Source organism: Pigmentiphaga sp. YJ18 (assembly GCF_038066655.1).
Taxonomy (GTDB): domain Bacteria; phylum Pseudomonadota; class Gammaproteobacteria; order Burkholderiales; family Burkholderiaceae_B; genus Pigmentiphaga.
The window spans coordinates 463,882-476,036 of record NZ_JBBUKU010000004.1; the positions used below are offsets into that span (position 1 = coordinate 463,882).

General features: G+C 67.8%; 11 protein-coding genes. 2 read left to right on the forward strand and 9 right to left on the reverse strand.

Annotated features, from left to right (window positions below; translation table 11 throughout):
* Positions 1 to 1,200 carry a nicotinate phosphoribosyltransferase gene (gene pncB, locus WKR98_RS24680; RefSeq protein ID WP_124690148.1) on the forward strand — a complete coding sequence of 400 codons (1,200 nt, stop codon included), beginning with the start codon at positions 1 to 3 and terminating at the stop codon, positions 1,198 to 1,200.
* Positions 1,201 to 1,211: 11 nt separating this feature from the next.
* Here pncB and WKR98_RS24685 read toward each other — a convergent pair whose 3' ends face one another.
* The 9 genes from WKR98_RS24685 to WKR98_RS24725 all read right to left on the reverse strand — a co-directional run bounded on the left by WKR98_RS24685 (position 1,212) and on the right by WKR98_RS24725 (position 10,883).
* Complete coding sequence (locus WKR98_RS24685; protein ID WP_124690147.1) at positions 1,212 to 1,922, reverse strand: ABC transporter ATP-binding protein; 711 nt, start codon at positions 1,920 to 1,922, stop codon at positions 1,212 to 1,214.
* Positions 1,923 to 1,949: 27 nt separating this feature from the next.
* A complete protein-coding gene (locus WKR98_RS24690; RefSeq protein ID WP_124690146.1) occupies positions 1,950 to 2,696 on the reverse strand; it encodes an ABC transporter ATP-binding protein in 747 nt (248 codons plus the stop codon).
* The gene (locus tag WKR98_RS24695; protein ID WP_124690145.1) at positions 2,693 to 3,739 is read right to left on the reverse strand and encodes a branched-chain amino acid ABC transporter permease; all 1,047 of its coding nucleotides are present in this window, start codon (positions 3,737 to 3,739) and stop codon (positions 2,693 to 2,695) included. The genes WKR98_RS24690 and WKR98_RS24695 overlap by 4 nt, the downstream gene beginning before the upstream one ends.
* Before the next feature lie 149 nt (positions 3,740 to 3,888).
* Entirely contained in the window at positions 3,889 to 4,758 is an 870-nt protein-coding gene (locus WKR98_RS24700; RefSeq protein WP_124690144.1) for a branched-chain amino acid ABC transporter permease, read from the reverse strand.
* A 268-nt stretch (positions 4,759 to 5,026) separates the two neighbouring features.
* Complete coding sequence (locus WKR98_RS24705) at positions 5,027 to 6,208, reverse strand: ABC transporter substrate-binding protein (RefSeq protein ID WP_124690143.1); 1,182 nt, start codon at positions 6,206 to 6,208, stop codon at positions 5,027 to 5,029.
* Positions 6,209 to 6,326: 118 nt separating this feature from the next.
* On the reverse strand, positions 6,327 to 7,178 hold the full coding sequence (locus tag WKR98_RS24710; RefSeq protein ID WP_370282426.1) for an alpha/beta fold hydrolase: 852 nt from the start codon (positions 7,176 to 7,178) through the stop codon (positions 6,327 to 6,329).
* Complete coding sequence (locus WKR98_RS24715; RefSeq protein WP_124690142.1) at positions 7,175 to 8,764, reverse strand: benzoate-CoA ligase family protein; 1,590 nt, start codon at positions 8,762 to 8,764, stop codon at positions 7,175 to 7,177. The genes WKR98_RS24710 and WKR98_RS24715 overlap by 4 nt, the downstream gene beginning before the upstream one ends.
* 77 nt (positions 8,765 to 8,841) lie before the next feature.
* On the reverse strand, positions 8,842 to 10,422 hold the full coding sequence (locus WKR98_RS24720; protein WP_124690141.1) for a 3,4-dehydroadipyl-CoA semialdehyde dehydrogenase: 1,581 nt from the start codon (positions 10,420 to 10,422) through the stop codon (positions 8,842 to 8,844).
* Positions 10,419 to 10,883, reverse strand: coding sequence for a 4-hydroxylaminobenzoate lyase (locus tag WKR98_RS24725; protein WP_124690140.1), 465 nt, complete (start codon positions 10,881 to 10,883; stop codon positions 10,419 to 10,421). The genes WKR98_RS24720 and WKR98_RS24725 overlap by 4 nt, the downstream gene beginning before the upstream one ends.
* A 171-nt stretch (positions 10,884 to 11,054) precedes the next feature.
* On the opposite strand from WKR98_RS24725, the gene WKR98_RS24730 reads away from it, so the two are divergent.
* Positions 11,055 to 11,984, forward strand: a complete 930-nt coding sequence (locus WKR98_RS24730) for a helix-turn-helix transcriptional regulator (RefSeq protein WP_341434914.1) — start codon at positions 11,055 to 11,057, stop codon at positions 11,982 to 11,984.
* Positions 11,985 to 12,155: the final 171 nt, after the last annotated feature.

A 12,155-nucleotide genomic window follows, 5' to 3' on the forward strand; every position in this document is an offset into this window, starting at 1 on the left:
ATGATCATCACGTCTTTGCTGGATACCGACCTCTACAAGTTCACGATGATGCAGGTCGTCCTGCATCAGTTCCCGGCGGCGCAGGTCGAGTACAAGTACAAGTGCCGGACCCCGGGGATAGACTTGCATCCCTATGTGGACGAGATCCGCGAAGAAATCGATGCGCTGTGCGAACTGCGCTTCACCCAGGAGGAACTGGACTACCTCGGCGGCATGCGCTTCATCAAGAGCGATTTCGTCGACTTCCTGAGGCTGTTCCATCTGCCCAGGCGCTGCATCTCGGTGTCCAGGTCGCAGTCGCCGGGAGAGCTCGACATCACCGTTCAGGGGCCGTGGCTGCACACCATCCTGTTCGAGATCCCGGTGCTGGCCATCGTCAACGAGGTCTATTTCCGCAACAACCACCTGGTGCCGGCCTATGCCGAAGGCCGCCAGCGCCTGATGAGCAAGGTGGAACTGGTCCGCGGCGACCCCGCCCTGAGCGATTTCCACATCGCCGACTATGGCACTCGCCGCCGTTTCTCCAAGGCCTGGCACGAGGAAGTGATCATCACGCTCAAGGATCAGATGCGCGAGCATTTCTCGGGCACCAGCAACGTGTATTTCGCGATGAAGCACGGGCTGACGCCGCTGGGCACCATGGCGCACGAATACCTGCAGGCCTGCCAGGGCCTGGGGCCGCGCCTGCGCGACTCGCAAATCTATGGCTTCGAGGTCTGGGCGCGCGAATACCGCGGCGACCTGGGCATCGCGCTGTCCGACGTCTACGGCATGAGCGCCTTCCTGCGCGACTTCGACATGTATTTCTGCAAGCTGTTCGACGGCGCGCGGCACGATTCGGGCGACCCCTTCACCTGGGGCGAGCGCCTGCTGGAGCACTACAAGCAGAACCGCGTGGACCCCCGCACCAAGATACTGGTGTTCTCGGACGGCCTGACCTTCCCGCTGGCGATCAGCCTGGCCAAGCATTTCGCGGGGCGCTGCATCACCGCCTTCGGCATCGGCACCAACCTGACCAACGACCTGAGCTACCAGCCCCTGCAGGTGGTGATGAAGATGGTCAAGTGCAATGGCCAGCCGGTGGCCAAGGTGTCCGACACGCCGGAGAAGACCATGTGCGAGGACAAGGCCTACCTGGCGTACCTGCGGCAGGTGTTCGAGATCCCGCCCGAGCAGGTGGGCGAGACCGCCGACGACTGAGGGGCGGCGCCCTACACCCCCAGGTAGCGGCTGAGCGCCTCGGGCCGGTGCGCGAGGTCCTGCGCCTGGCCTTCCAGCACCATGCGGCCTTTTTCCATGACCACCAGCCGGTCGGAATTGGCCATGACCATCCGGTAGTTGCGGTCCACCACCAGGGTGGCCAGGCCGCTGCGCCGGATGTCGCCGATCACCCGCCAGATCTCGGCCACGATCAGCGGCGCCAGCCCTTCGGTGGCTTCATCCAGGATGATGGCGCTGGGATTGGTCATCAGCGCGCGGCCGATGGACAGCATCTGCTGTTCGCCGCCCGAGAGCTGCCAGCCCAGGTTGCTCATGCGTTCGGTCAGCCGCGGAAACGTGGCCAGCACGCGTTCCAGCGTCCAGTCGGCCTGGCCGCCGCTGCCGCGCCGCGCCGCCATCACCAGGTTTTCCTTCACCGTCAGGTTGGGAAAGATGCCCCGGCCCTCGGGCACGTAGGCGATGCCGGCCTTGGCGGCTTCATAGGGCTTGCCGCGCGACAGGTCGCGGCCGCCGATCGAGATGCGTCCGTCGCGCTGCTTGACATGGCCCAGCAGGGTGCGGATCAGGGTGGATTTCCCCATGCCGTTGCGTCCCAGCAGGCCGACGGTTTCCCCGCGGCCCAGGCGGAAATCCACCCCGTGCAGGATATGGCTGCTGCCGTACCAGGCGTGCACCTGGCTGGCGTCGATGAGCGCTTCCATCTGTCTTCCTTTTCTCCGGCGCCGGGGTCAGTGGGCCGAGCCCAGGTAGGCTTCCTGGACGTCCGGGTTGTTGCGCACGTCGGCCGGCAGCCCGCTGGCGATGGGACTGCCGTTGACCATCACGGTGATGTCGTCCGCCACCGCGAACACCGCGTCCATGTCGTGTTCGACCAGCAGGATGGCATGGCCTTGCCGCAGCCGCCGCAGCAGTTCCAGCATGCGTTCGGATTCCTCGGCGCCCATGCCGGCCAGCGGTTCGTCCAGCAGCAGCACCGTGGGCGAGGTGGCCAGGCACATCGCCACTTCCAACTGGCGCTTCTGGCCGTGCGACAGGTTGGCGGCGGTCTTGTCCGCCACCGCGGTCAGGCCGGCGCGCTCCATCACTTCATCGGCGCGTTCGCGGCTGGCGCGGCAGCCCTGGGCCGGTTGCCAGAATTGCCAGGGGCGCTGCGTGCGCGCCTGCGCGGCCAGCCGGCAGTTCTCGCGCACCGTCAGCGGCAGGAAGATCGTGTTGCGCTGGTAGCTGCGCCCTATGCCGGCCTGCGCGCGGCGAGGCTGCGACCAGCCGGTGATGTCGCGGCCATGCAGGCGGACGCGGCCGGCCGTGGGCGGCAGTTCGCCCGACAGCAGGTGGATGAGGGTCGACTTGCCCGCGCCGTTGGTGCCGATCACGGCATGGATGCGGTCGGGTGCGAGCGACAGCGAGACGTTGTCGATGGCCCTGAGCGCGCCGAAGTGGCGGCTCAGGCCCTGGGCTTGGAGCACTGCCGTCATATCGTCTGTTCCGTGGCCGAGGAGGGAGTGGAGGAGGCGTCGCCGCGAGCGGCCGCCTCGGGCGGCGCCAGCGGCTGGGGGCGGCCGCGGCGCGGCAGGCGCAGACGCGAGAAACCGCCCGCCAGGCCCTGGGGCATCCAGGCGACGGCCAGAATGATGAAGCCGCCCATCAGCAGTTGCCAGTGCTTGGTCAGATCCTGGAACCATTCGGCCAGCAGGACGAAGGCGAAGGCGCCGATCACCGCGCCGGCCAGGCTGCCCAGTCCGCCCAGGATGATCATCAGCAGCGCGTTGCCGGACTGGTGCCAGGACACCAGTTCCGGGTTGACGTAGCCGTGCTGCGTGGCATACAGAAAGCCCGCCAGGCCCGCCAGCGCGCCGCCCAAGGTGAAGCTGGCGAGCTTGTAGGCCAGGGTGTTGTAGCCGGCCGCCCGCATGCGCGGTTCATTGTGCTTGATGCCCACCAGCGCATGGCCCAGGCGCGAACGCAGCACCAGGCCCAGCACGGCCAGCGTCAGCGCCAGTCCCGCCAGCGTGAACCAGTAGAACTGCGGCGCCTGGTCCAGGTCGACCAGGCCGCGGCCGGCCAGCGTGAAGGCCGGTTTGTTGTAGATGTAGGTGCCGTCGCTGCCGCCGAAGGCCTCGACGTCGTGGAACACGAAGTACACCAGTTGGCCGAAGGCCAGCGTGACCATGATGAAGTAGATGCCGCGCGTGCGCATCACCAGAAGGCCGATCGCCAGCGCAAGCAAAGCCGCGCAGCCCACCGCCGCCACCAGCAGCAGCCAGCCGTTGCCGGCTTCGTAGCGCGGCGTGAACATCGCCACCGCATACGCCGCCGCGCCGAAATAGGCCGCGTGCCCCAGGCTGACGAGCCCCGTATGGCCCACCAGCAGCTGCAGGCTTAGCGCGAAGATCGCCATGATCAGCACCTTGGCGCCGAGCTCGACGTGGAACGGCGTGCCGATCGGCTCGGGCAGCACCGGCAGCAAGGCCAGCACCGCCAGCGCCACGATCCAGGCAAGAAGAGAAGAAGCTTTCATTCCATATTCACCGTTGTTACCGCTGGCAGCCATCGAAGCGCCGCTGCCACAACCCAAAATAAAGGCACTAGACCCAGGATGCGGTGGATCCGGCTTTGCCGGTCCACCCGCATCGCCCCCTGGGGGGCGCGCGAAGCGCGTAGGGGGGGCTAAGTCCCTTGTTTGAAGAGGCCTTCCGGTTTCCACAGCAGGATGGCGGCCATCAAAACGTAGATCAGCGCGCCGGCGGCCTGTTGCCAGAACACCTTGCCGAAGGTGTCGACGAAGCCGATCAGCAGCGAGGCGACCAGCGCGCCCTTGATCGAGCCGATGCCGCCGATGACCACGACGACGAAACAGATGATCAGCACCGATCCGCCCATGCCCGGATACACCGAGGACACCGGCGCCGCGATCATGCCGGCCAGCACCGCGATGGCCACGCCCACGGCGAAGACGATGCGGTACAGCAGCGAAATGTTGATGCCGAGCGACTGCACCATCTCGCGGTTGGTCGCCCCGGCGCGCACCATCATGCCGAGCCGGGTCTTCTTCAGCGCGGCGTACATCGCCACGGCCAGCAGCACGCATACGCCCGAGATGAACAGCCGGTAGACCGGATAAGTCATGTCGTTGCCGATGGCGATGCCGCCCTCCAGCCAGCCCGGCACCGGCACCCCATGGACGTCGTCGCCCACCAGGATGCTGCGCATTTCCTCGAACACCAGGATCAGCCCGTAGGTCATCAACACCTGCTGCAGGTGTTCGCGTTCATACAGGAAGCTGAAGAAACACCACTCCAGCACATACCCGAACGCCACCGCCAGCACCACGCCCAGCGCCAGCGCCAGCACGAAATTACCGGTCAGCGACGACAGCGAGAACGCCATGTAGGCGCCGATCATGTAGAAACTGCCATGCGCCAGGTTGATGACCCCCATGATCCCGAAGATCAGCGTCAGCCCGCTGGCGATCAGGAACAGCAACAACCCATACTGCACGCTGTTCAGGCACTGAATAAGAAACGTCGTCAAATCCATCCCACACTCCGTATAGAACCCACCCCCTACGCCCTTCGGGCGCCCCCTCAAGGGGGCGGCACTGGCGGACCGGCAAAGCCGGATCCGCGGCGCCCTGGGTCTAGTTCCCGTTTCTTGATACGCCACACCGTTGCTACCGCAGCCTGCCAGCGAAGCACGACTGCCACAATCCAGGATAACGGCACTAGACCCAGGATGCGGTGGATCCGGCTCTGCCGGTCCACCCGCATCGCCCCCTGGGGGGCGCGCGTCAGCGCGTAGGGGGGGGTTACATCCTGCAGCCCCGAGCGGGATCGGCCAGCGCCTTCACCGCCACGCTTACCAGGTGGTTGGTCTTGTTCTCGACCTTGCGCAGGTAGATGTCCTGGATCGGGTTGTGGGCCTTGGACATCGTGAACGGGCCGCGCGGGCTGTCGATCTTGGCCTGTTCCATGCCCTTGACGACGGCGTCGCGCTTGCTGATGTCGCCGCCCGCGGCCTTCAGGCCGGCCGCCAGCAGCTGGGCGGCGTCATAGCCCTGCACGGCGTAGACGTCGGGTTGCAGCTTGTAGGTCTTGGCGTAGTCGGCGCGGAAGGCCTTGTCCTTGGGCAGGGTCAGGCCGTCGGCGTAGTGCAGCGTGGTCAGCAGGCCGTCGGCCGCGGCGCCCTGCGCCTCCAGCGTACCGTCGGTCAGGAAGCCGGCGCCGTACAGCGGGATCTTGTCCTTCAAGCCCGCCGCCGCGTAGTCCTTGACGAACTTGACCGCGCCGCCGCCCGCGAAGAACACGTAGACCGCGTCGGGCTTGAGCGCGGCGATCTCGGTCAGCAGCGCCTGGAACTCGACGTTGGGGAAGGGCAGGTTCAATTGCTTGATGACCTTGCCGCCCTTGGATTCGAAACCTTCCTTGAAGCCGTTGGTGGACTCGTCGCCCGCCGCGTACTTCCAGCTCAGGGTGACGGCGGTCTTGTGCTTGAGCTGGGTGGCGGCGACCAGGCCCATGGCGTAGGCCGGCTGCCAGTTGCTGAACGACGAGCGGAATATGTTGGGCGCGCACAGCGGTCCCGTGACGTCGTCGGCACCGGCGTTGGGGATGATGAGCAGCGTCTTGTTGTCCTTGGCGACCTTGGCCATGGCCATCGCGACGCCGGAGTGAACGGTACCCACCAGCACGTCGACCTGGTCGCGCTTGACCAGCTTGTTGGCGTTGTCCGAGCCCTTGGCCGGATCGGACTCGTCGTCCACCTTGAAGTACTCGATCTCGCGCCCGGCCAGCTTGCCGCCCTGTTCCTGCACGTAAAGCCGGAAGCCGTTCTCGATGGCGGTGCCCAGGGCGGAGTAGGTGCCGGTGTAGGGCAGCATCAGGCCGACCTTGACCTTGCCGGGAGCCTGGGCGCCGGCGGGCACCGCCAGGCACGACGCGGCCATCAAGGCAGCGGCGAGGACGGTGAATTTGCGTTGGGAAGCGTTCATCGCGAGTCTCCTGGTGGGCGGCCATGCTGCGTGGTCGGCGGCCCTGTTCTTGGTGGAAAAATCCGATGCGCCATGCGGATGCGCATCGTCGTGGGCGTCCGGCAAGCCGGACAGGGTGCTACGTATGGTGGCGCCGCATGAACGCCACGCTTGCCTCGATCAGCCGGGCCGGCTGGTCGCGATGCGGCGAGTGGCCGCAGTCGTCCAGCTTGAGCAATTCGGCGTGGGGAACCTCCCGGGCGATGCCGTCTATCTGCGCCATGGAGCCGTACTCGTCGTCGTGGCCCTGCACCGCCAGTACCGGACAGCGTATGGTGGACAGCAGCGCCTGGATGTTCCAGTGCTTGAATTCCGGGTTCAGCCAGACGTCGTTCCAGCCCCAGAAGGCCGAGTCCGGGTCGGCGTGGTAGCGCGCGAGCTTGCTGCGCAGGTCGGTCGTGACGTAGCCGTCGCGCGCCTGCTGGATGCTGGCCAGCGTGACGGGTTCGACGAACAGGTGGGGCGCGGCCACGATCAGCCCGCCCACGCGGTCGGGGCAGGCCGCCGCATGCAGCAGCGCGATCGATCCGCCGTCGCTGTGTCCGTACAGCCAGGGCGGGTCGGCCCGGGTGTCATGGCCGATCGCCTCGAAGAAGGCCGGCAGGAAATCGCGCGCCTGGCGGTGCATGAAATCGACCGGCCATTTCTCGTGTCCGGGGCGGGGGCTGGACTGGCCATAGCCCCAGCGCGACAGGACCAGGCCCCGGCAGCCGGCGGCCTCGCACAGCGCGTAGGGGAAGTCCTTCCACATCGTGACCGATCCCAGGCCTTCGTGCAGGAACACGAGCAGGGGCTGCCGGGCGCGCTGGGGAGCGATGAGCACGTATTCGATGTCGTGCCGCATGCCATCCCAGGATACGTTGGCGAAGCGCACGGGCAGTCCGTCGGCGATGCCGGCCGGGGCGGTGTTCAGGGGGGCGCGCGAGTTCATGCAGGGACCCCCTGCGACGCGGCCTCCTGCTCGCGCAGGCGGAAACGCTGGATCTTGCCGGTGGCGGTCTTGGGCAGGTCGCCCACGAATTCGATCTGGCGGGGATACTTGTGCGGCGCCAGGCGCGACTTCACGAATGCCTTCAGGTCGGCGGCCAGCGCATCGCAGGCCTGCTGGCCGGGCTTGAGCACCACGTAGGCTTTGGTCTTGGTCAGGCCTTCGGCGTCGGCGATGCCGATGACGGCGGCTTCCAGCACGGCCGGGTGCTGTACCAGCGTGGCCTCGACCTCGAAGGGCGAGACGTATTGGCCGCTGACCTTGAGCATGTCGTCGCTGCGGCCCGCATAGGTGTAGTAGCCGTCGGCGTCGCGGCTGTACTTGTCGCCGCTCTTGGTCCAGGCACCCAGGAAGGTCTCGCGGCTTTTCTCGCGATTGTTCCAGTACATCAGGGCCGAGCTGGGGCCGCGTATGTAGAGGTCGCCGATCTCGCCGGTCGCCACCGGCTTGCCGTCCTCGCCGCGCAGCTCCACCTCGTAGCCGTCGACCGGCTTGCCCGTGGTGCCATAGCGCACGTCGCCCGAGCGGTTGGAAATGAAGATGTGCAGCATCTCGGTCGAGCCGATGCCGTCGATGATCTCGCAGCCGAAATGCGAGGTGAAGCGTTCGCCGATGTCCTGGGGCAGGGCTTCGCCGGCCGACGAGCACAGGCGCAGGGCGACCTGGGCGCGCGGCGGCAGCGCGGCGCTGGCCAGCATGCCGGCATAGCCGGTGGGCGCGCCGCAGAAGATGGTGGGCCGCAGCCGGCTCAGCCGCTCGAAACAGGCCTCGGGCGTGGGGCGTTCGGCCATCAGGACCACCGAGGCGCCCACGCTGAGCGGGAAGGTCAGGGCATTTCCCAGGCCATAGGCGAAGAACAGCTTGGCGGCCGAGAACACGATGTCGTCCTCGCGCATGCCCAGCACCGGCTTGGCGTAGAGCTCGGCCGTCCAGTAGGGGTTGCCGTGCGTGTGCACCGTGCCTTTGGGCTTGCCGGTGGATCCGGACGAATACAGCCAGAACGCGGGCTCGTCGGCCAGCGTGGGGGCGGGCGCCGCCAGCGGCTCGTGCGCGGCCAGCCAGTCGTCGAAGTCCAGCGTGCCGCCCACCTCGGCATCGGAGCCGTCGCGCGAGACGACGACTTGGCGCACGCCGTGCCGGCACGCGCCCAGCGCGGCGGAAAGCTTGGGCAGCAGGGCGCGCGAGACCAGCGCGGCGCGGGCGCGGCTGTGCTCCAGCATGTAGGCGTAGTCCGCCGGCGTGAGCAGCGTGTTGACCGCCACCGGCACGATGCCGGCATACAGCGCGCCCAGGAAGGTGACGGGCCAGTCGGTGCAGTCGTTCATCAGCAGCAGGACGCGGTCCTCGGGCCGGATGCCCAGGCCCAGCAGGGCGCTGGCGGCGCGGCGCACTTTCTTGTCCAGCTCGCCGTAGGTCAGCGCGCCGCGGTCGTCGATGTAGGCGGTCTTGGCGGCGCGCTCGGCATTGATCGCCAGCAGGTGGCCGGCGAAATTGAAGTCGGGCGGCGGGGCGGAGCAATCGGCAGGCATGATGGTCTCCTCGTGTATGCGAAGGTGTGAAACCTCCGGCGGCCTCTGGTCGGGCCTGGCGCCGGCGGCGTCCTGTGTCAATGTCCCGGGGCGCTCCGCCGCGGCTCGGCGCCGCCCAGGAGGTCCGTCACGGCGCCGGCAGCCTGGACGGCGGCACGGCGATGGTAGAAGCCAAGCGCCCGCAAGCCGCCCAGTTCCTCGCCCCCGCCGGCCCTGCCCGGGCCGCCGTGCAGCGACATGGGCATGACGTTGCCGTGGCCCGTGTGGACGGCGGCGACCTCGGGCGTCACGACGTGCAGGCGTCCGTGGCTGTCGGCCAGCGCCAGGGCAGCGTCGGCGGCCAGCGCGGCGTCGGCGGTGTAGAGCGAGGCCACCAGCGACCCCTGTCCCAGGCGTATCTGGTCCAGCGCGTTGGGCAAGCCTTCATAAGGCAGCAGCGTGGCCACCGGGCCGAATACCTCGGTGTCGTGCACGATGCCGGCGCCCTCGCGGCGCGCGGCGCCCAGCAGCGTGGGGCCGGCGCAGGCCGCCACGGACGGATCGGCATCCACCAGCGGGACCGCCGAACCGTCGTGCAGCACGTCGGCGTGGCGGCGCAGGGCCGCGGTACCCGACTGCACGCTTTCCCATTGCTGGCGGCTGGCCAGCGCGCCCATGCGGACCGTCTCGTTGCGCGGGTTGCCCACGGTGATGCGCGACAGTTTCGCGGCGATGGCCTCGCCGGCCGCCGCGTAACAGGACGCGGGAACGAATATGCGGCGGATGGCCGTGCATTTCTGCCCCGACTTGACCGTCATTTCACGCACCACTTCGCGCACCAGCAGATCGAAGGCCTCGGAGCCGGGCTGCGCGTCGGGCAGCAGCAGCGCGCTGTTCAGGCTGTCGGCCTCGATGTTGACGCGCACCGAGCGGCGCACGACGGCGTCGTGCGAGCGGATGGCGGCGGCGGTATCGGCCGAGCCGGTGAACGACACCACGTCGAAGGGCTGCAGGGGCGACAACAATCCTTGGGCGCTGCCGCAGACGACGGACAGAGCGCCGGCCGGCAGGATACCCGCGGCGATCACATCGGCGACCATGGCCTGCGTCAGCCAGGCGGTGGCGGTGGCCGGCTTGGCGACCACCGGAACGCCGGAGAGCAGCGCGGGGGCGGCTTTTTCCCACAATCCCCAGGCGGGGAAATTGAAGGCGTTGATGAATAGGGCCAGGCCGCGCGTCGGCACCTGCACGTGGCGGCTGCGGAACGCGCCGTCCTTGGCCAGGGGGACCGTTTCGCCGTCCGGCAGCCAGCGCGTGGCGCCCAGCGACGCGCCCCAGCGGGCGTACTGGCCCAGCGTGAAGATGGCGCCGTCGATGTCGACCGCCGAGTCCTGCTTCGTGGTGCCGGAGTTGGCCAGCGCGATATCGAAATAGCGGTCGCGGTTGGCCTTGAGCACGTCCACGATCGCGGACAGCAGGCCGGCGCGCTGCGCGTAGGTCAGCGCGCGCAGCGCCGGGCCGCCGTTGTCGCGGGCATAGGCATAGCCGGCCTCCAGGTCCAGCCCCGCGTTCGAGACGCGGACCAGTTCCGTGCCCAGCACGGGATCGAACAGCGGCGTGCCGGGGCCGCCGCCGGCCTGCCAGCGGCCCGCCAGATGATTGGGGAGCAGTTCGGTCATGGCTTCGTGAACTCGATGGCGCCGTCGGGCAGCAGGTACAGGACCAGCGCGCGGCCGCCCGCGACGGTGGGGCGGTGGGCGCTGCGGGGCGGGTAGACCTTCCAGCCCGCGGGCGTGCCGTCGAAGCGGGCGCCGGGGGTCTGGGGCATGACCATGTCGATTTCGCCGTTGGGATGGATATGGTGGGGGCCGGCCAGATCGACCATGTCGACCACGTCCACCGAGAAGCCGGCGGAGTCGGGACCGGGCTTGAGCACGCGGCCGTAGCGCACGCCGCCGGCCTCGCGGTTGCACAGCCAGCCCTCGCTCACGCCGGTTTCACAGGCGCGGGTCATGTCGCGGAACCAGTCCGAATCCGGGCCGTGGTGGCGGTTGAGGTAGTCCTCGAGCGCGGCGTCCACGGGGCGTCCGCCTATGGACCGGGTTATCGTCTTTACCAGGGATTCAAATGAATCGCGCATGAACTCGTCTCCTCAGGCATACTGGACTTCATGTCACCGCACGTTGAATCATGAAGTATCGTGCATGTCCGTGTGTCGAGACAATACGCGGCCTGCTTGGGTCGTGTCAAAAAGAATCTGCATCCTGCGGGTAAGTCCCAGGGGTGCCTACCATCTAGCGGGTGAGGTCCGATGAAAGAAGAGGCAGTTTCCGAGGCGGGGCAGGCCGCGGCCAACGACGCGCCGGCCAAGGAACCTTTTCTGGTGACGCTGGGAGAACGAATACGGACGCTGCGGGCCCGCCGGGGCGTGACCCGCAAGGCCACGGCTTCGGCCGCCGGGATCTCGGAGCGGCACCTTGCCAACCTGGAACTGGGGACGGGCAACGCCTCCATCCTGATCCTGCTGCAGGTTTCCCAGGCCCTGCAATGTTCGCTGGCCGAGATACTGGGCGACGTCACCACCACCAGTCCGGAGTGGCTGCTGATCCGCGAGCTGCTCGAAGGGCGGTCCGAGGCCGACCTGCATCGCGCCCGCAATACGCTGACGGAAATGTTCGGCTCGCGCGAGAACAACCATTCCCGCCTGTCCCGCATCGCCCTGGTCGGGCTGAGGGGGGCGGGCAAGTCCACGCTGGGCCGGATGCTGGCCGAGGACCTGGGCTATACCTTCATCGAGCTCAGCAGGGAGATCGAGAAGGTGGCCGGCTGCAGCATCGTCGAGATCCATGCGCTGTACGGCGCCAACGCCTATCGCCGCTACGAGCGGCGGGCGCTGGAAGAAACCGTGCAGATTCATCCCGAGGTCGTCATCGCCACGCCGGGCGGCCTGGTGTCGGACGTCTCGACCTTCAATCTGCTGCTGTCGCATTGCTATACGGTCTGGCTGCAGGCCGACCCCGAGGACCATATGCGCCGGGTCGTGGCCCAGGGCGACTTCCGCCCCATGTCGGGCAGCCGCGAGGCCATGGAAGACCTCAAGCGCATCCTGGCCGGCCGGGCCGCGTTCTATGCCAAGGCCGATGCCCGCTACAACACCAGCGGACATTCGCTGGAAGAGGCTTTCGCCGGCCTGCGTTCGCTGGTGCGCAACGCGGCGGGCATGGTGGACTGGAGTATGTAGTAGGCCCCCCCCTACGCGCTGACGCGCGCCCCCCAGGGGGCGAAACCGGCGGACCGGCGAAGCCGGATCCGCGGTTTCCTGGGGCTGGGGCGGTTGTCTGGGGTTGGGGGGGGGGGTTCTGAATCGTCAGGGTTGATCCTAGTTGGCGGAGGCTTGACGCGCTTGGATGCA

Excerpts from the sequence above, each read along its gene's own strand:
- WKR98_RS24695 (WP_124690145.1), bottom strand. The coding sequence starts at position 3,739 with ATGAAAGCTTCTTCTCTTCTTGCCTGGATCGTGGCGCTGGCGGTGCTG.
- WKR98_RS24725 (WP_124690140.1), bottom strand. The coding sequence starts at position 10,883 with ATGCGCGATTCATTTGAATCCCTGGTAAAGACGATAACCCGGTCCATA.
- WKR98_RS24705 (WP_124690143.1), bottom strand. The coding sequence starts at position 6,208 with ATGAACGCTTCCCAACGCAAATTCACCGTCCTCGCCGCTGCCTTGATG.
- WKR98_RS24730 (WP_341434914.1), top strand. The coding sequence starts at position 11,055 with ATGAAAGAAGAGGCAGTTTCCGAGGCGGGGCAGGCCGCGGCCAACGAC.
- WKR98_RS24700 (WP_124690144.1), bottom strand. The coding sequence starts at position 4,758 with ATGGATTTGACGACGTTTCTTATTCAGTGCCTGAACAGCGTGCAGTAT.
- WKR98_RS24720 (WP_124690141.1), bottom strand. The coding sequence starts at position 10,422 with ATGACCGAACTGCTCCCCAATCATCTGGCGGGCCGCTGGCAGGCCGGC.
- WKR98_RS24690 (WP_124690146.1), bottom strand. The coding sequence starts at position 2,696 with ATGACGGCAGTGCTCCAAGCCCAGGGCCTGAGCCGCCACTTCGGCGCG.
- WKR98_RS24685 (WP_124690147.1), bottom strand. The coding sequence starts at position 1,922 with ATGGAAGCGCTCATCGACGCCAGCCAGGTGCACGCCTGGTACGGCAGC.
- pncB (WP_124690148.1), top strand. The coding sequence starts at position 1 with ATGATCATCACGTCTTTGCTGGATACCGACCTCTACAAGTTCACGATG.
- WKR98_RS24715 (WP_124690142.1), bottom strand. The coding sequence starts at position 8,764 with ATGCCTGCCGATTGCTCCGCCCCGCCGCCCGACTTCAATTTCGCCGGC.
- WKR98_RS24710 (WP_370282426.1), bottom strand. The coding sequence starts at position 7,178 with ATGAACTCGCGCGCCCCCCTGAACACCGCCCCGGCCGGCATCGCCGAC.